This is a genomic window from Streptomyces sp. NPDC107538 (genome assembly GCF_055657445.1).
This window is the reverse complement of the sequence record NZ_JBVKAY010000017.1, coordinates 73861-91368: the sequence shown is the minus strand read 5'-3', so window position 1 is coordinate 91368 and position 17508 is coordinate 73861. Positions and strand designations below refer to the sequence as shown.

At 70.6% G+C, this 17508-nt stretch carries 18 protein-coding genes; 17 read left to right on the top strand and 1 reads right to left on the bottom strand.

Features of this window, described 5'->3' with window-relative positions; all coding sequences use genetic code 11:
* Window position 1 precedes the first annotated feature (1 nt).
* Both ACZ7MG_RS37755 and ffh read left to right on the top strand, forming a co-directional pair.
* Window positions 2–2470, top strand: a complete 2469-nt coding sequence (locus ACZ7MG_RS37755) for a [protein-PII] uridylyltransferase (protein ID WP_471388558.1) — start codon at window positions 2–4, stop codon at window positions 2468–2470.
* Between the two features lie 148 nt (window positions 2471–2618).
* Window positions 2619–4169, top strand: coding sequence for a signal recognition particle protein (gene ffh / locus ACZ7MG_RS37750; RefSeq protein WP_471388561.1), 1551 nt, complete (start codon window positions 2619–2621; stop codon window positions 4167–4169).
* 299 nt (window positions 4170–4468) lie between these two features.
* Here ffh and ACZ7MG_RS37745 read toward each other — a convergent pair whose 3' ends face one another.
* Window positions 4469–5236: an SAM-dependent methyltransferase gene (locus ACZ7MG_RS37745; protein WP_471388564.1), complete on the bottom strand. Its 768-nt coding sequence runs from the start codon at window positions 5234–5236 to the stop codon at window positions 4469–4471.
* Between the two features lie 304 nt (window positions 5237–5540).
* Here ACZ7MG_RS37745 and proS point away from each other — a divergent pair, with 304 nt between their 5' ends.
* From proS to ACZ7MG_RS37670, 15 genes are all read left to right on the top strand, one after another.
* Window positions 5541–6956, top strand: a complete 1416-nt coding sequence (gene proS / locus ACZ7MG_RS37740; RefSeq protein ID WP_471388566.1) for a proline--tRNA ligase — start codon at window positions 5541–5543, stop codon at window positions 6954–6956.
* Window positions 6957–7216: 260 nt separating this feature from the next.
* Window positions 7217–7813: a hypothetical protein gene (locus ACZ7MG_RS37735; protein WP_471388569.1), complete on the top strand. Its 597-nt coding sequence runs from the start codon at window positions 7217–7219 to the stop codon at window positions 7811–7813.
* Between the two features lie 334 nt (window positions 7814–8147).
* Window positions 8148–8567, top strand: a complete 420-nt coding sequence (gene rpsP / locus ACZ7MG_RS37730; protein WP_471388572.1) for a 30S ribosomal protein S16 — start codon at window positions 8148–8150, stop codon at window positions 8565–8567.
* 2 nt (window positions 8568–8569) lie between these two features.
* On the top strand, window positions 8570–8809 hold the full coding sequence (locus tag ACZ7MG_RS37725) for an RNA-binding protein (RefSeq protein ID WP_003973401.1): 240 nt from the start codon (window positions 8570–8572) through the stop codon (window positions 8807–8809).
* Between the two features lie 84 nt (window positions 8810–8893).
* Window positions 8894–9472 (top strand): ribosome maturation factor RimM, encoded by a 579-nt coding sequence (rimM, locus tag ACZ7MG_RS37720; RefSeq protein ID WP_471388575.1) that lies wholly within the window; start codon window positions 8894–8896, stop codon window positions 9470–9472.
* On the top strand, window positions 9472–10305 hold the full coding sequence (trmD, locus tag ACZ7MG_RS37715) for a tRNA (guanosine(37)-N1)-methyltransferase TrmD (RefSeq protein WP_471388577.1): 834 nt from the start codon (window positions 9472–9474) through the stop codon (window positions 10303–10305). Before rimM ends, trmD begins: the two co-directional genes overlap by 1 nt.
* Window positions 10306–10439: 134 nt before the next feature.
* A complete protein-coding gene (gene rplS / locus ACZ7MG_RS37710; RefSeq protein ID WP_013000407.1) occupies window positions 10440–10790 on the top strand; it encodes a 50S ribosomal protein L19 in 351 nt (116 codons plus the stop codon).
* 79 nt (window positions 10791–10869) lie between these two features.
* Entirely contained in the window at window positions 10870–11598 is a 729-nt protein-coding gene (gene lepB / locus ACZ7MG_RS37705) for a signal peptidase I (RefSeq protein WP_471388580.1), read from the top strand.
* Entirely contained in the window at window positions 11591–12730 is a 1140-nt protein-coding gene (gene lepB / locus ACZ7MG_RS37700) for a signal peptidase I (protein ID WP_471388583.1), read from the top strand. The genes lepB (ACZ7MG_RS37705) and lepB (ACZ7MG_RS37700) overlap by 8 nt, the downstream gene beginning before the upstream one ends.
* A complete protein-coding gene (lepB, locus tag ACZ7MG_RS37695; RefSeq protein WP_471388586.1) occupies window positions 12696–13595 on the top strand; it encodes a signal peptidase I in 900 nt (299 codons plus the stop codon). Before lepB (ACZ7MG_RS37700) ends, lepB (ACZ7MG_RS37695) begins: the two co-directional genes overlap by 35 nt.
* A gap of 80 nt (window positions 13596–13675) precedes the next feature.
* Window positions 13676–14419, top strand: coding sequence for a signal peptidase I (gene lepB / locus ACZ7MG_RS37690; RefSeq protein WP_471388588.1), 744 nt, complete (start codon window positions 13676–13678; stop codon window positions 14417–14419).
* 76 nt (window positions 14420–14495) lie between these two features.
* Window positions 14496–14981: an NUDIX hydrolase gene (locus ACZ7MG_RS37685; protein ID WP_471389139.1), complete on the top strand. Its 486-nt coding sequence runs from the start codon at window positions 14496–14498 to the stop codon at window positions 14979–14981.
* A gap of 56 nt (window positions 14982–15037) precedes the next feature.
* On the top strand, window positions 15038–15346 hold the full coding sequence (locus tag ACZ7MG_RS37680) for a DUF2469 domain-containing protein (RefSeq protein ID WP_005311352.1): 309 nt from the start codon (window positions 15038–15040) through the stop codon (window positions 15344–15346).
* A 109-nt stretch (window positions 15347–15455) separates the two neighbouring features.
* Window positions 15456–15869 (top strand): YraN family protein, encoded by a 414-nt coding sequence (locus tag ACZ7MG_RS37675; RefSeq protein WP_471388591.1) that lies wholly within the window; start codon window positions 15456–15458, stop codon window positions 15867–15869.
* Entirely contained in the window at window positions 15869–17491 is a 1623-nt protein-coding gene (locus ACZ7MG_RS37670; RefSeq protein WP_471388593.1) for a YifB family Mg chelatase-like AAA ATPase, read from the top strand. The genes ACZ7MG_RS37675 and ACZ7MG_RS37670 overlap by 1 nt, the downstream gene beginning before the upstream one ends.
* Window positions 17492–17508: the final 17 nt, after the last annotated feature.

Below are 17508 nucleotides of genomic sequence, written 5' to 3'. Positions count from 1 at the left end.
GGTGACGAGTACGGACGTACGTACGGATGCAGAGGACTCGGGACCCAGCGGCTACGCGGCGGCCCGGCTGCGCCTCCTCCAGGAGGGGGCGCAGTCCGGGCCGCCGCGCCGTTCGGCCCTGGCCGAGCTGACCGACGACTGGCTCGCGGGACTGTTCGGCGCGGGCACCACAGAACCGCGCGGGGCCTCACTGGTCGCCGTCGGGGGATACGGGCGGGGCGAGCTGTCGCCCCGCAGCGACCTGGATCTGCTCCTCCTGCACGACGGATCCGACGAACGGGCGGTGGCCGCGCTGGCCGACCGCATCTGGTACCCCGTCTGGGACCTCGGGCTGGCCCTCGACCACTCCGTACGCACCCCCGCCGAGGCCCGCAAGACCGCCGGCGAGGACCTCAAGGTCCAGCTGGGGCTGCTGGACGCCCGGCACATCGCCGGTGATCTCGGCCTGACCGCCTCCCTGCGCACCACCGTCCTCGCCGACTGGCGCAACCAGGCCCCCAAACGCCTCCCCGAACTCCAGGAGCTGTGCGCCGAGCGGGCCGAGCGGCAGGGCGAGCTGCAGTACCTGCTGGAACCCGACCTCAAGGAGGCGCGCGGCGGGTTGCGCGACGCCACCGCCCTGCGCGCCGTCGCCGCCTCCTGGCTCGCCGACGCCCCGCGCGAGGGACTCGCCGACGCCCGGCGCCGCCTCCTCGACGTGCGGGACGCGCTGCATCTCACCACCGGGCGCGCGACCGACCGGCTCGCGCTCCAGGAACAGGACCAGGTCGCCGCCGAGCTGGGCCTGCTGGACGCCGACACCCTGCTGCGCCAGGTGTACGAGGCGGCGCGGGTCATCTCGTACGCCAGTGATGTCACCTGGCGTGAAGTGGGGCGCGTACTGCGGTCGCGCGCCGTGCGGCCCCGGCTGCGCGCCATGCTCGGCGGGGGCAAGCCCGCCCCCGAGCGGTCGCCGCTGGCCGAAGGCGTGGTCGAGCAGGACGGCGAGGTCGTGCTCGCGCGCGCCGCCAAGCCCGACCGGGACCCCGTGCTGCCCCTGCGCGCGGCGGCAGCCGCCGCCCAGGCCGGGCTGCCGCTCTCCCTGCACGCCGTTCGACGCATGGCCGCCGCCGCCCGGCCGCTGCCGACGCCCTGGCCCGCCGAGGCGCGCGAGCAGCTCGTCACCCTGCTGGGCTCCGGGCGGCCGACCGTCGACGTCTGGGAGGCGCTGGAGGCCGAGGGCCTCATCACCCATCTGCTGCCCGACTGGGAGCGCGTCCGCTGTCGGCCGCAGCGCAACGCCGTGCACATCTGGACCGTCGACCGGCACCTCATCGAGACCGCGGTCCAGGCCTCCGAGATGACCCGCCGGGTCCACCGGCCCGACCTCCTGCTGGTCGCCGCGCTGCTGCACGACATCGGCAAGGGCTGGCCCGGCGACCACTCCGTCGCCGGCGAGATCATCGTCAAGGACGTGGCCGCCCGCATCGGTTTCGACCGTGAGGACGTGACGGTCCTCTCCACCCTCGTACGCCACCATCTGCTCCTCGTCGACACGGCCACCCGGCGTGACCTGGAGGATCCGGCGACCGTGCGGTCCGTGGCCGACGCCGTCGGATCACCGGGCACGCTCGAACTGCTGCACGCGCTCACCGAGTCGGACGCGCTGGCCACCGGGCCCGCCGCCTGGTCCTCCTGGCGGGCCTCGCTGGTGACGGAGCTGGTCCAGCGGGTCGACGCGCTCTTCGCCGGGGAGGCCCCCGAGGAGCCCGAGCCCGGGGAGACCAGCGCCGAACAGGAGCGGCTCGCCATCGAAGCCTTCCGCACTGGCGGACCGGTGCTGTCGCTGCGCGCGCGGCCGGACGAGACCGCCGTCGCCGTCGAGGAGAAGGACGAGAAGAACGAGAAGGCCGACCCCGAGCCGCTCGGCGTGGAACTCCTCATCGCCGTGCCCGACCAGGCGGGCGTCCTGCCCGCGGTGGCCGGTGTGCTCGCCATGCACCGGCTCACCGTGCGCACGGCCGAACTCCGGACCTTCGACCTCCCGGACGGCGTCGAGGGCTCGGTGCTGCTGCTGAACTGGCGGGTGGCCGCCGAGTACGGCTCGCTGCCCCAGGCCGCCCGGCTCCGCGCGGACCTCGTCCGGGCGCTGGACGGGTCCCTCGACATCGCCGGACGGCTGGCCGAGCGGGACGCGGCCTATCCCCGGCGGCGGGGCGTCGTCGCACCCCCGCCACGCGTCACCGTCGCCGCGGCGGCCTCCCGGCACGCCACGGTCATCGAGGTCCGCGCCCAGGACGCCCCCGGGCTGCTGCACCGGATCGGGCGGGCGCTGGAGGACTCGGCGGTGCGGGTGCGGAGCATGCATGTGTCGACGCTGGGTGCGAATGCGGTTGATGCCTTCTACGTGACCGGTGGCAAGGGGCTGCCCTTGCCGGGGGACGAGGCGGCTTCGGTGGCGCGGAAGCTGGAGGAGACGCTGCGCGGCTGAGCGCGGACGGGTACGGGGCCGCCCGGCCCCGTACCCGTGAACCGGGCGTGTCGGGGCACTATCCACAGGGGTGGAGACCCGACCACACCCAGACAGATACCCTGGAGGGCAGCCCACCCTGCCCCCGACTCCGAGGACCGACACCGCCGTGTTCGATACGCTCTCCGATCGCCTCTCAGCGACTTTCAAGAACCTGCGCGGCAAGGGGCGCCTGTCCGAGGCGGACATCGACGCCACGGCGCGCGAGATCCGCATCGCGCTCCTCGAAGCGGACGTGGCCCTGCCGGTCGTCCGGGGCTTCATCAAGAACATCAAGGAGCGCGCGCTCGGCGCCGAGGTCTCCAAGGCGCTCAACCCTGCCCAACAGGTCCTCAAGATCGTCAACGAGGAGCTGGTCGGGATCCTCGGCGGGGAGACCCGCCGTCTGCGCTTCGCCAAGCAGCCGCCGACCGTGATCATGCTCGCGGGTCTGCAGGGTGCCGGTAAGACCACCCTCGCGGGCAAGCTGGGCCGCTGGCTGAAGGAGCAGGGCCACTCGCCGCTCCTCGTCGCCTGTGACCTCCAGCGCCCCAACGCCGTGAACCAACTCAGCGTCGTCGCCGAGCGCGCCGGAGTCGCGGTCTACGCGCCGGAGCCGGGCAACGGCGTGGGCGACCCGGTCAAGGTCGCCAAGGACTCCATCGAGTTCGCCAAGTCGAAGGTCCACGACATCGTGGTCGTCGACACCGCCGGCCGCCTCGGTATCGACGCCGAGATGATGCAGCAGGCCGCCGACATCCGGGACGCGGTCAGCCCCGACGAGATCCTCTTCGTCGTCGACGCGATGATCGGTCAGGACGCCGTCAACACGGCCGAGGCCTTCCGGGACGGCGTCGGTTTCGACGGCGTGGTCCTCTCCAAGCTCGACGGCGACGCCCGCGGTGGTGCCGCCCTGTCGATCGCCTCGGTCACCGGCAAGCCGATCATGTTCGCGTCGAACGGCGAGAAGCTCGACGAGTTCGACGCGTTCCACCCGGACCGGATGGCCTCCCGCATCCTCGACATGGGTGACCTGCTCACCCTGATCGAGCAGGCGGAGAAGACCTTCAGCCAGGAAGAGGCCGCCAAGATGGCCTCCAAGCTGGCGTCCAAGAAGGGGCAGGACTTCACGCTCGACGACTTCCTGGCCCAGATGGAGCAGGTCAGGAAGATGGGCAGCATCAGCAAGCTGCTCGGCATGCTGCCCGGCATGGGCCAGATCAAGGACCAGATCAACAACATCGACGAGCGCGACGTCGACCGCACGGCCGCGATCATCAAGTCGATGACCCCGGCCGAGCGCCAGGACGCGACGATCATCAACGGCTCGCGCCGCGCCCGTATCGCCAAGGGCTCCGGTGTCGAGGTCAGCGCGGTGAAGAACCTCGTCGAGCGGTTCTTCGAGGCCCGCAAGATGATGTCCCGCATGGCCCAGGGCGGCGGCATGCCGGGGATGCCGGGGATGCCGGGCATGGGTGGCGGTCCGGGGCGCAGCAAGAAGCAGCCCAAGCAGGCCAAGGGCAAGCAGCGCTCCGGCAACCCGATGAAGCGCAAGCAGCAGGAGCAGGAGGAGGCCGCCCGCCGCGCGGCCGCCGCTCAGGGCGGCGCCCTCGGACTGCCGGGGCAGCAGGGCGCTCAGGACTTCGAGCTGCCGGACGAGTTCAAGAAGTTCATGGGCTGAGGCCCGGGACGGCGGACGCCGCGTGACCGGCCGGGGGGTGTGGCCGGGCGCGCGGCGCCGGATGCCGTGTGCGTGGACGGCATGGTGTGGTGTCGCTCGTGATGCTCCTGCTGACAACTCCCGTACGCGGCTGTGTTGTTCCCCTGGATGATGCGTCAGGTTAGGCGCGTGGCGCGGGCCTTGGCCAAGAGAAAGCGCTACCGGCCCGCTTTCTTCACACCATTCACAACACCGTTCACACCCGCGAGGGAAGACGTCACGAAGACCTGTTCAGCCGAGGCCTTCTCGGGAAAGCCGTCTCAGGGTGTCCGCGCGATCAGGTAGCGGAACACGTTCGACATCCACACCGTGCCGTCCGGGCGGCGGTGCGGGTGCAGGGCCTCGGTCAGTTCCTTGTCCACCTGGTCCTGGTCGGTGGCCCGGATCGCCGCGTCGAACAGTCCGGTCGACAACAGTCCCCGTACCGCGTTGTCCACATTGGCGTACCCGAAGGGGCAGGCCACGCGTCCCGAGCCGTCCGGTTTCAGGCCGGCCCGCTGGGCGACCTCCTCCAGGTCGTCCCGCAGCGCCGGACGCCAACTGCCCGCGCTGCGCAGGGGATCGGCGAGTTTCGTGGCCACGCGGAGCACGGCCGAGGTGGTGCAGCGCTCCGGTGGGCCCCAGCCGGCGAGGACCACGGGGGTGCCGCGTTCCGCGAGCGGGGTCGCCGAGGCGAGCAGGTCGCCGAGGCCCTCGGAGTCCCCGGCCAGACAGCCGATCGGCTCGAACGCGGTCACCAGGTTGTACAGACCCTCGCCGGGGGCGCGGGCCGCGTCCTCGGGGGCGCCTTCCACGACCCGTGCACCGGCTCGCGTGCGGGTGCTCCACGCCTCCGGCTGCAGCCGCTCCCGCGCGAGCGCCGTGAGCGCCGTTCTGTCGGGCGACTCCGCGTCGACGCCGGTGACCGCCGCGCCCCGCGACGCCGCCATCAGCAGCGCGAGCCCCGAGCCGCAGCCGAGGCCGAGCAGTCGGGTGCCGGTGCCGACGTCGAGCCGCCGGTGGACGGCCTCGTACAGCGGTACCAGCATCCGTTCCTGGATCTCGGCCCAGTCACGCGCGCGTGCACACCGGTCCACGCGGGATGCGGTCCCCGCGCGAGGCAGTTGCTGCCGCACGAGCGTAGGTGTCATATCGAAAGCGCCCCAATCCGCCGTGAGTTGCCGTTGCCGGATTTCCTGGCCCCCGTGGCAGTGCGCGCTCGCACACCCCCCGTATGCCAGGTAACTCCGCGTCCGGCGTGTAGTCCAGGGGTCTCGGACACCGGTTTGCGGACTGTCCAGGGACGGGAAAAAGAATTCACATCGCCGCAATATGCCCCCGTACCATTCCGTCATGGCAAAGGCACCCGTACTCACGCCCAGGGCGGACGACTTCCCGCGCTGGTACCAGGATCTGATCACCAAGGCCGAACTGGCCGACAACGGCCCGGTGCGCGGCACCATGGTGATCCGACCGTACGGGTACGGGCTGTGGGAGCGGATGCAGCAGGAGATGGACGCCCGGATCAAGGAGACGGGCACGCAGAACGCGTACTTCCCGCTGCTGATCCCGCAGTCGTACCTCACCCGTGAGGCCGAGCACGTCGAGGGTTTCGCGCCCGAGCTGGCCGTGGTGACGCACGGCGGCGGCAAGGACCTCGAAGAGCCCGCCGTGGTCCGCCCCACCTCCGAGATGATCATCAACGCCTCCTTCTCGAAGTGGGTGCAGAGCTACCGCGATCTGCCGCTGCTGATCAACCAGTGGGCCAACGTGGTCCGTTGGGAGCTGCGCCCCCGGCTGTTCCTGCGTACCACCGAGTTCCTCTGGCAGGAGGGACACACGGCGCATGCGACGTACGAGGAGGCGCGCGACTTCGCCGCGCACATCCACCGGGAGGTCTACGAGGACTTCATGGTGAACGTCCTCGCGATGGACGTGGTCCCCGGCCGCAAGACCGTCAAGGAGCGGTTCGCGGGCGCCATCAACACCCTCACGCTCGAAGGCATGATGGGCGACGGCAAGGCCCTCCAGATGGCCACCAGCCACGAGCTGGGCCAGAACTTCGCGAAGGCCTTCAACACCCGGTACCTGTCGAAGGAAGGCACGCAGGAACTCGTCTGGCAGACCTCCTGGGGCTCCACCACCCGCATGATCGGCGCCCTGGTGATGATGCACGGCGACGACCACGGGCTGCGGGTGCCGCCCCGGCTGGCCCAGGTCCAGGCCGTCGTTCTCGCGATCAAGGGCGACGACGCGGTTCTGGCCAAGGTCCGCGAGCTCGGCGATCGGCTGCGGGCGGCCGGAATCCGGGTCCAGGTGGACGACCGCACGGACGTCCCCTTCGGCCGCCGCGCCGTCGACTGGGAGCTCAAGGGCGTGCCCGTACGCATCGAGGTCGGCCCCCGTGACCTGGAGAACGGCACCGCGATGCTGGCCCGCCGCATCCCGGGCGGCAAGGAACCGGTCGCCCTCGACTCCCTCGTCTCTCTGCTGCCCACGATCCTCGAAGAGGACCAGGCGCTCCTGCTGAAGCAGTCACGCGGGCGCCGCGTGTCCCGTACGACCGAGGTGTCCACGTTCGACGAGGCGATCGAGGCCACCGCGGCCGGCGGCTGGGCGCGTATCCCCTGGTCGACGCTGGGCGAGGAGGGCGAGACCAAGCTGGGGGAGCACGCCGTCACCGTACGGTGTCTGGTCGCGGAGGACGGGTCGGTGCCCGACTCCTATGACGCACCCGGTAACGTCGCCGTCGTGGCGCGCGCTTACTAGAGCACTCCGTTCCGCCGGGAGAGCGGCCGAAAGGCCCCTTGCGCATCTGCCGACCACAGGTGCCCCGGCGCGCGGACCTCGTCTACGCGCCGGGGCGTACGTGTGACTACGTACCGCCTTGTGGTGAGCTGTGAGGCTTCTCCGCAGATCAGCGCACCCGCCCTCGTCAGGACGCACTAGTGGCAACTGACGGGTACGTGCAAATTATTTGGGATGGCCCGGAATCGGAACACAGGGGCACTCCGGCTCGTTGTCATTACGTGAGCACGACACAGACACCACCTGTTCTCGCCGCAGAACTGGCACAGGCGTGGGCCGACATTCAACGGCACCACCCCGAGCTGCCGGATCTTGCCGCTCCCGAGTCCCTGATCGGAGAGTCGTCGTCCGCCTGCGGGCACGAACTCTCCTTCGAGCGACTGCTCCATGAGGCAGTCCATGGCATCGCCGCCGCGCGTGGGGTCCGCGACACCTCCCGGGCCGGCCGCTACCACAACCGCAGATTCCTCGCGATCGCCGAGGAACTCGGCCTCGACCACCCCGAGGAACCGCACCCCAGCAGTGGTTTCTCGCTGGTCACGCTGAACCCCGAGGCCAAGCGTCGCTACCGCCCGACCATCGACAGACTGCAGCGCGCCCTCAAGGCACACACCGCGGCGACCTCCGCGGACACCGCCCGCAGCTTCCGGGGCCCGGCCGCCCGCCACGGCTCCTCCGGCGGCGGTGTCCGCGTCAAGGCCGTCTGCGACTGCGGCCGCAACGTCCGGGTCGTCCCGTCCGTACTCGCCCAGGCGCCCATCGTCTGCGGCGGCTGCGGCAAGCCCTTCCGGATCCCGGAGGTCCTGGGCGCGGCGTGACACGACGAGCTGACCAGACGGCCGCTCGTGGCAGCCGTACCAGCGAGTCGTGCGGGGAGTGGGGGGTGCCGCCGACGGTGGCACCCCGCACGCGCCGGTGAGTGCGCCGGCGACGGAGAAGCACCCTGTCGCGGGGGTGCCGCTTCGGCACGGCCGCACCCGGCCCCGGTCAGAGGCGAAGCGCGGTGTGTGGCACAATGGCTAGCTGTACTCGACAGTCGCACAGGACCCCTCTCTCCTCCGGCTGACGCGTCCATCGGGCACTCGGGTACCGCAACCCCACGCGGCTCTCTCGCCGTGCCCACCCACGTCAAAACCAGGAGAACCCACTCCCGTGGCAGTCAAGATCAAGCTGAAGCGTCTGGGCAAGATCCGTTCGCCTCACTACCGCATCGTCGTCGCCGACTCCCGTACCCGTCGTGACGGTCGTGCGATCGAGGAGATCGGCAAGTACCACCCGACGTACCACCCGTCGATCATCGAGGTCGACGAGGAGCGCGTCGCGTACTGGCTGGGTGTCGGCGCGCAGCCGACCGAGCCCGTGCTCGCCATCCTGAAGAAGACCGGCGACTGGCAGAAGTTCAAGGGCGAGCCCGCTCCGGCGCCGCTCCTCGTGGCTCAGCCGAAGTCCGCGCGCCCGTCGTTCGAGGCCCTGGGCGGCGACGACGAGGGCAAGGGTGAGGCGATCACCCAGAAGAAGAAGGCCGACAAGAAGGACGAGGCCGCCGCCGAGTCCGAGTCGACCGAGGCCTGAGCATGCTCGAGGAGGCTCTCGAGCACCTCGTCAAGGGCATCGTCGACAACCCCGACGATGTGCAGGTCGCTTCCCGCAACCTGCGCCGCGGGCGCGTGCTCGAGGTCCGGGTCCACCCCGACGACCTCGGCAAGGTGATCGGCCGCAACGGCCGGACCGCCCGCGCTCTGCGTACCGTCGTGGGCGCCATCGGCGGCCGCGGAGTCCGTGTCGACCTCGTCGACGTGGATCACGTCCGCTGACGAAGATTCGCAGCACCGGCTCGGGCCGGGGAGGGCCACTGGGCCGTCCCCGGCCCGTAGTCGTATGACAGGAGATCAAGCACAGTGCAGCTCGTAGTCGCACGGATCGGCCGCGCCCACGGCATCAAGGGCGAGGTCACCGTCGAGGTCCGCACCGACGAGCCGGAACTCCGGCTCGGCCCCGGCGCCGTCCTGCTCACGGACCCCGCCTCGACGGGCCCGCTCACCATCGAGACCGGCCGGGTCCACAGCGGCCGACTGCTCCTGCGCTTCGAGGGCGTCCGCGACCGCAACGCCGCCGAGGCCCTCCGCAACACCCTGCTGATCGCGGAGGTGGACCCGGAGGAGCTGCCGGAGGAAGAGGACGAGTACTACGACCACCAGTTGATGGACCTGGACGTGGTCACCAAGGACGGGACCGAGGTCGGCCGGATCACCGAGATCTCGCATCTGCCCTCCCAGGACCTCTTCATCGTCGAGCGGCCCGACGGCAGCGAGGTGATGATCCCGTTCGTCGAGTCGATCGTCACCGAGATCGATCTGACGGAGCAGCGGGCGGTCATCGACCCGCCGCCCGGACTGATCGACGACCGGGCGGAGATCGCCTCCTCCCGGGACGCCGAGGATGCCGGGAACGCCGAGGACGCCGGGGACGAGGCCTGATGCGGCTCGACGTCGTCACGATCTTCCCCGAGTACCTCGAACCCCTGAACGTCTCCCTCGTCGGCAAGGCACGCGCGCGCGGACAGCTGCAGGTGCACGTCCACGACCTGCGGGAATGGACGTACGACCGGCACAACACGGTCGACGACACCCCCTACGGCGGCGGCCCCGGCATGGTCATGAAGACCGACCCCTGGGGCGAGGCGCTCGACGATGTGCTGGCCCGGGGCTACGAGACCGGAGCCGCCCGGCCCGCGCTCGTCGTCCCCACCCCCAGCGGCCGCCCCTTCACCCAGGCGCTCGCCGTCGAACTCTCCGCGTGCCCCTGGCTGATCTTCACGCCGGCGCGTTACGAGGGCATCGACCGGCGTGTGATCGACGAGTACGCGACCCGGATGCCCGTCCACGAGGTCTCCATCGGCGACTACGTGCTCGCCGGCGGCGAGGCGGCCGTCCTCGTCGTCACCGAGGCCGTGGCACGGCTGCTGCCCGGCGTCCTCGGCAACGCCGAGTCCCACCGCGACGACTCCTTCGCACCCGGCGCCATGGCCAACCTCCTGGAGGGGCCGGTGTACACCAAGCCCCCCGAGTGGCGCGGCCGAGACATCCCCGAGGTGCTGCTCAGCGGCCACCACGGGAAGATCGCGCGCTGGCGGCGCGACGAGGCCCTGAAGCGTACGACGGCCAACCGGCCCGACCTCATCGAGCGTTGCGACCCCAAGGCCTTCGACAAGAAGGACCGCGAAATGCTCTCCATCCTGGGCTGGGCCCCGGATCCGGAGGGGGAGGCGCACGGCCGATTTTGGCGGCGGCCGGAGGGCGTGGAAGAATAGGCCGCTGTTGTGCGTCGTCCGGCGCGCGCCCCTGCCACAGGGGGACACGACGCCCGCCCCGACCCGGACAGCAACCTCTCGAAACACCTAGCTCCCGCTTATGACCTGTGGCATGGGCGAAGAAAGCAGACGAAATGTCTCACCTGCTCGACTCCGTCGACTCCGCGTCGCTGCGCAGCGACATCCCGGCCTTCCGCCCGGGTGACACCGTCAACGTCCACGTCCGCGTCATCGAGGGCAACCGCTCCCGTGTGCAGCAGTTCAAGGGCGTAGTCATCCGTCGCCAGGGCGCCGGTGTCCGCGAGACCTTCACGGTCCGCAAGGTCTCGTTCTCCGTCGGCGTCGAGCGCACCTTCCCGGTGCACACCCCGATCGTCGAGAAGATCGAGCTCGTCACCCGCGGTGACGTCCGTCGCGCGAAGCTGTACTACCTGCGCGAGCTGCGCGGCAAGGCGGCGAAGATCAAGGAGAAGCGCGACAACTGATCGCGCTCGGGTCACGGCTCGCGCCGCGACCCGCGTCACAAAAGGTCGTCACAGCGGGGCCGGATACGATTTGGCCCCGATGGACACCGAAGCACAGCAGCACATGGAGCGCGACCGTTCCCCCCGCCCTTCCGGCGACGAGGTCTCCGAGGAGATCTCCGACACAGGAGGGCCGGAGGAGCGGTCGCGTTTCGCATGGGTGGACCGGGCCACCGAGTGGGTACCGGGCGGGTATTACACCCTGACCGTGCTGATCTGCCTGCTTTTTCTGGCGCTCTTCAGCAACTTCGTGATGCAGCCGTTCCAGATTCCCAGCAGCTCCATGGCCGGTTCATTGAGGATCGGGGACCGCGTTCTCGTAAATAAGTTGGCGTACCGTTTCGGATCTGAGCCGCAGCGCGGTGACGTCGTCGTCTTCGACGGCACCGGCTACTTCGGGAACGCCGACTACGTCAAGCGCGTTGTCGGCGTGGGGGGAGACCGGGTGGTCTGCTGCGACCAGGAGGGGAGGCTTGAGGTGAACGGCCGGTGGGTCGACGAGTCGTCGTTTCTGTACCCGGGCGACAGCCCGTCGAACGTCCCCTTCGACGTGGTCGTCCCCGAGGGCAGGCTGTTCCTCCTCGGCGACCACCGCGGTGACTCCAGTGATTCCCGTGACCACCTGGGCTCGCCCGGCGGTGGCATGGTCCCCCTCGACTCCGTGATCGGCAGAGCCGACTGGATCGCCTGGCCCGCCGACCACTGGACGCGGCTGGACCGTCCGGACGCCTACGCGCGTGTGCCCGCCGCCGGCGGTGCGCATGGGTAACCGTGGCAAACCCCGCGGTGCGCCTCCCGCCACCGCGGCCGCCAACCTGCTGCCCACCGGTTCGCGGCGGTCCGGCGGGGCCGCGCGGCCGAGCCGGGTCGAGCGGCGCAAGCTCGCCCGGAAGATCAAGCGGCGCAGGCGTCGCTCCGCGGTCAAGGAGATCCCGCTCCTCGTCGGGGTCGCCGTCCTCATAGCTCTGGTCCTGAAGACCTTCCTCGTCCAGGCGTTCGTGATCCCGTCGGGCTCCATGGAGCAGACGATCCAGATCGGCGACCGCGTCCTGGTCGACAAGCTCACCCCCTGGTTCGGCTCCAAACCCACCCGCGGGGACGTCGTCGTCTTCAAGGACCCCGGCGGCTGGCTGGAGGACGAGCAGACGACGGCGGCCACCGAGGACCCGATCGTCATCAAGCAGATAAAGGAAGGCCTGCAGTTCATCGGCCTCCTCCCGTCCGATGACGAGCAGGACCTGATCAAGCGGGTCGTCGCGGTCGGCGGCGACACCGTCAAGTGCTGTGACACCCAGGGCCGCGTCACGGTCAACGGCATGCCGTTGGACGAGACGGCGTACATCCACCCCGGCAACCAGCCCTCGACGCAGCAGTTCCAGGTGACCGTGCCCCAGGGTCGCCTGTGGGTGATGGGTGACCACCGGGAGAACTCCGCGGACTCGCGCGCCCACCAGTCCGACGACTCGACGACGGCGAAGTTCGGCGGGACGGTCCCCGAGGATTCCGTCGTCGGCCGGGCCGTGGTCATCGCCTGGCCGGTCGGCCACTGGGGGCAGTTGGAGGAGCCGGACACATTCTCCGCCGTGCCGAGCGGGTCGACCACGGCCCTCGGCGCTTCGCATAGGGTGGCCTCCGCGGATCGAAATGGATTGATCCCCCTCCCGACCCCTGCGGAACTCCCGCTCGTTATGGGAGTGGTGGGCCTGCACCGGCTGTGGCGCGGGCGGCGGTACGGAGTGAGGAGTGGATGTGGGGGATTTGGCGGTCGGCGCACGGTCCGGACACGGTGGTTCCGAAGAACGGCCCGAGCGGTCCGACGAGGCGGCTTCCCCGGCCGCGGAGAACATGGAGAACGTGGAGAGCACCGTGAATTCCGAGGGTTCCGCCGACTCCGGGAGTGACTCCCCGGACGCCACGGATGGCGCGGACGGCGGTGACGGCGCCACGACCTCGGCCGACGACGGCGACCGGAACGAGCGCCCCAGGAAGAAGCAGCGTTCCTTCTGGAAGGAACTGCCGATCCTCATCGGTATCGCGCTCGTGCTCGCGCTGCTGATCAAAACCTTCCTGGTGCAGGCGTTCTCCATCCCGTCCGACTCGATGCAGAACACCCTGCAGGAGGGCGACCGGGTCCTGGTCGACAAGCTCACCCCGTGGTTCGGCTCCGAGCCCGAGCGCGGCGAGGTCGTCGTCTTCCACGACCCGGACGGCTGGCTGAAGGGCGAACCCACCCTGGAGCCCAACGCCGTGCAGCGCGTCCTCGGCTGGATCGGCCTGATGCCGTCCGCCGAGGAGAAGGACCTCATCAAGCGCGTCATCGGCGTCGCCGGCGACACCGTCGAGTGCAACGGCACGGGCCCGCTCAAGGTCAACGGCAAGGCGCTGAACGAGCCGTACGTGTACCCGGGCAACACCCCCTGCACCGTCGACGACACCGGCGGCCAGTTCAAGGTGAAGGTACCCAAGGGCAAAATCTGGGTCATGGGTGACCACCGGCAGAACTCGCTGGACTCCCGCTACCACCAGAACGACAGCAACAAGGGCATGGTCCCCGTCGACCAGGTCGTGGGCCGCGCCATCGTGGTCGCCTGGCCGCCCACCCGCTGGTCCACGCTGCCGGTTCCCGACACCTTCGACCAGAACCTGAGCGCCGCCGCCCCCGGCGCGCTCGGCCTCGCGGGCGCGGTGCCGCTGGTGCTGTGGCGCCGGCGCCGCCTTCTGACCACCGCGGGCCCGAGGGTTTCTGGCACGGGTACCGCCGGGTAGGGTGCCGTCCCAGATCGCCGATCTTCCGCGGCCCGTACGGGGCCGGGACGGTCGATTCTCCGACCTGGGGGAGCACTGGGATGAGCGGGACGACACGTCGTACGGACGAGGGCCTCGGACGGCTCGGCAGCACGCTGTCGGGACTGGCCGTGGCCCTCGGCTGTGTGCTCTTCCTCGGCGGCTTCGTCTGGGGTGCGATCGTCTACGCGCCCTACACCGTGCCCACCGACTCCATGGCCCCCACCATCGTCTCCGGGGACCGGATACTCGCCCAGCGGATCGACGGCGCCGAGATCCAGCGCGGTGACGTCGTGGTCTTCCGGGAGGAGACCTGGGGCAACTCGCCCATGGTCAAGCGGGTCGTCGCGGTCGGCGGGGACACGGTCGCCTGCTGCACCGACGGCAAACTGACCGTCAACGGCAAGCAGATCGACGAGGCCTATCTGCACGGTGAGGACGCCGAGCTGACCGGCATCCCCGAGATCACCGTCCCCAAGGGCCGGCTGTTCCTCCTCGGTGACGAGCGCAGCGGCTCCCTGGACTCCACCGCCCACCTCACGGAGGCCGGCCAGGGCACGGTGCCCCGGGCCAACGTGGACGCGCGCGTGGACGCCGTCGTCTGGCCCATGGACGGCATGCTGGCCCGCCCCACGGGCTTCGAGAAGCTCGGCGCGCTCTCCTCTCCCGGCCCGCTGCGGCTGATCACCGCCGCGCTGGTCGTGGGCATGGTGCTCGTGCTGGGCGGCGCGGCCTACGGGCCCGTCGCGAAGCGCCTCGGGGGACGTGGCCGTACGACGCAGCCGGAGCCGGCCGGTGTCGGCTGAGGGCTCGCAGGGTGGCGCGCACGCGGCTCACGGGGGCGCGTCCGGGGGCGGCTCCGGCGACACCTACGCGGGCGGGCTGCGCCGGGTGGCGCGTGTGATCCTGCTGGATCCGGGGGAGCGCGTCCTGCTGCTGCACGGGCACGAGCCGGACGATCCGGCCGACGACTGGTGGTTCACGCCCGGCGGCGGTGTGGAGGGCGCGGAGACCCGTGAGGAGGCCGCCCTGCGGGAACTCACGGAGGAGACCGGGATCACGGACGTCGAGCTGGGCCCCGTGCTCTGGCGGCGGATGTGCTCCTTCCCCTTCGCCGGGCGCCGCTGGGACCAGGACGAGTGGTACTACCTCGCCCGGACCGCCGAAACTCACCACGTGGTGCCCGCCGCGGCGGGTCTGACGGAGCTGGAACGACGCAGTGTCGCCGGAGCACGCTGGTGGACGTGCGGGGAACTGGCCCGGACGCATGAGACGGTGTACCCGACCAGACTCGCCGAACTGCTGCGCACGCTGCTCGACGAGGGTCCCCCGGCCAGACCCGTGGTCCTCGACACCGAAATTGTCTAGAGGCTCGCGGGACTGGCGCACAATGGTGGGATCGCACGGCTGAAGGGGAACATGCCATGAGCGCCGAGGACCTCGAGAAGTACGAGACCGAGATGGAGCTGAAGCTCTACCGGGAGTACCGCGATGTCGTCGGTCTGTTCAAATACGTGATCGAGACCGAGCGGCGTTTCTACCTCACCAACGACTACGAGATGCAGGTGCACTCCGTCCAGGGTGAGGTGTTCTTCGAGGTGTCGATGGCGGATGCCTGGGTGTGGGACATGTACCGGCCGGCTCGGTTCGTGAAGCAGGTGCGGGTGCTCACGTTCAAGGACGTGAACATCGAGGAGCTGAACAAGAGCGATCTGGAGTTGCCGGGCAGCTGAGGTCGTCATTCGTGTGGGTGGCGAAGATATCCACAATCGGCTGTTTGTCCACCAAGATCCACTAGTGGGCTGAGCTGCCTTCAGTGTTGGCGCCGGAGGTGGTGCCGACATGAGCAAGGCACGAGGTGGCAGCGCACGAGGTGCGGTAGGGGCGCGAGGCGGTAACGCACGGGGTGCGCTCGGGAAGTACGGCGAGGAGCTGGCCGCGCGGCGGCTGGTGGAGGCCGGGATGACGGTCCTGGCTCGGAACTGGCGCGGTGGCAGGGTCGGCGAGATCGACATCGTGGCTCGTGACGGGGACGCGCTGGTCGTCTGTGAGGTCAAGACCCGCAGGGCCGGACCCTTCGAGCATCCGATGGCGGCCGTCACGCCCACGAAGGCCGAACGACTGCGCGGCCTCGCCGAACGCTGGCTCCAGGAACACGGAGGGAGTCCGCCGGGCGGCGTCCGCATCGACGTCGTCGGCGTCGTCCTCCCCGACCGCGGCGCCCCCGTCGTGGAGCACGTGCGGGGGGTGGCGTGATGGGATTCGCCCGCACATGCTCCGTGGCCCTCGTCGGCGTCGAGGGCGTCGTCGTCGAGGTCCAGGCCGACCTGGAACCCGGCGTGGCGGCCTTCACGCTGGTGGGCCTGCCGGACAAGAGCCTGACGGAGAGCAAGGACCGGGTCAGGGCGGCGATGGTCAACTCGGGCGCCGAGTGGCCGCAGAAGAAGCTCACCGTGGGGCTCAGCCCCGCCTCGGTGCCGAAGGCCGGCAGCGGGTTCGACCTGGCCATCGCCAGCGCGATCCTGGGGGCCTCCGAGCGGATCGATCCACGGGTGCTCTCCGACATCGTGATGATCGGGGAGCTGGGACTCGACGGGCGGGTCCGTCCGGTACGGGGCATCCTGCCGGCCGTGCTGGCCGCCGCCGAGGCCGGATACGAACAGGTGGTGGTGCCGGAGTGCGCCGCCGCGGAGGCCTCGCTGGTGCCCGGCGTCTCGGTACTGGGCGTGCGCACCCTGCGGCAGTTGATCGCGGTGCTGGCGGACGAGCCCGTGCCGGACGAGGAACCCGACGAGGGCCGCCCTGACCCCCTTATGGCGGGACTCCGGCTGCCGGGCACGGGAGCGGCCACCGGAATGCACACCGCCGGAGCAGCACAGCAGGACCTGGGCCACGACCTCGCCGATGTCGTCGGGCAGCTCGCGGCACGGACCGCCGTGGAGGTCGCGGCGGCCGGTGGGCACCATCTCTTCCTGGAAGGCCCGCCGGGCGCGGGCAAGACGATGCTCGCGGAGCGGCTGCCGGCCATCCTGCCGAAACTGGCCAGGGAGGAGTCGCTGGAGGTCACGGCGGTCCACTCGATCGCCGGTCTGCTGCCGGCGGGGAAACCGCTGGTCGACGTGGCACCCTACTGCGCGCCGCACCACTCGGCCACGATGCAGGCACTCGTCGGCGGTGGGCAGGGCATCGCCCGGCCCGGCGCGGTCTCCCTCGCGCACCGCGGGGTGCTCTTCCTCGACGAGACCCCCGAGTTCAGCAGCCAGGCCCTGGACGCCCTGCGGCAACCGCTGGAGGCAGGGCACGTCGTGATCGCGCGCAGCGCGGGAGTCGTGCGCTTCCCGGCGAAATTCCTGATGGTGCTCGCCGCGAATCCCTGTCCCTGTGGGCGCTTCTCGCGGACGGACGACTTCTGCGAGTGTCCGCCCGCGGTGATCCGCCGCTATCAGGCCCGGCTCTCCGGACCACTGCTGGACCGGGTGGACCTGCGGGTCGAGGTCGACCGGGTCACCCGCGCCGAACTCACCCGGCGTGGGGCCCGTGGCGAGTCCACCGCGACGGTGGCCGACCGGGTGCGCTCGGCCAGGGAGCGGGCGGCCGCACGTCTGCTCGGCACACCGTGGCGGACGAACAGCGAGGTGCCGGGACGGGAACTGCGCAGCCGCTGGCACGCGGCCCCGGGCGCGATGGACGAGGCCGAGCGGTGTCTGGAGCGGGGCATGCTGACCGCGCGCGGCCTGGACCGGGTCCTGCGGGTCGCCTGGACCATCGCCGACCTCGTCGGCCATGACCGTCCGGACGCGATGGACGTCAACCTGGCGCTGCAACTGCGCACCGGGGTTCCGCGAGGGGTGCCCATGGCGATCGGAGCGCTGGCATGAGGACCCCGGCCTGCGGC

Bases quoted from the DNA above. Each gene is read 5' to 3' on its own strand.
- ACZ7MG_RS37745 (WP_471388564.1), bottom strand. From the start codon at position 5,236: ATGCTGGTACCGCTGTACGAGGCCGTCCACCGGCGGCTCGACGTCGGC.
- proS (WP_471388566.1), top strand. From the start codon at position 5,541: ATGGCAAAGGCACCCGTACTCACGCCCAGGGCGGACGACTTCCCGCGC.
- ACZ7MG_RS37725 (WP_003973401.1), top strand. From the start codon at position 8,570: ATGCTCGAGGAGGCTCTCGAGCACCTCGTCAAGGGCATCGTCGACAAC.
- trmD (WP_471388577.1), top strand. From the start codon at position 9,472: ATGCGGCTCGACGTCGTCACGATCTTCCCCGAGTACCTCGAACCCCTG.
- rplS (WP_013000407.1), top strand. From the start codon at position 10,440: ATGTCTCACCTGCTCGACTCCGTCGACTCCGCGTCGCTGCGCAGCGAC.
- lepB (WP_471388580.1), top strand. From the start codon at position 10,870: ATGGACACCGAAGCACAGCAGCACATGGAGCGCGACCGTTCCCCCCGC.
- lepB (WP_471388583.1), top strand. From the start codon at position 11,591: ATGGGTAACCGTGGCAAACCCCGCGGTGCGCCTCCCGCCACCGCGGCC.
- lepB (WP_471388588.1), top strand. From the start codon at position 13,676: ATGAGCGGGACGACACGTCGTACGGACGAGGGCCTCGGACGGCTCGGC.
- ACZ7MG_RS37680 (WP_005311352.1), top strand. From the start codon at position 15,038: ATGAGCGCCGAGGACCTCGAGAAGTACGAGACCGAGATGGAGCTGAAG.
- ACZ7MG_RS37675 (WP_471388591.1), top strand. From the start codon at position 15,456: ATGAGCAAGGCACGAGGTGGCAGCGCACGAGGTGCGGTAGGGGCGCGA.
- ACZ7MG_RS37670 (WP_471388593.1), top strand. From the start codon at position 15,869: ATGGGATTCGCCCGCACATGCTCCGTGGCCCTCGTCGGCGTCGAGGGC.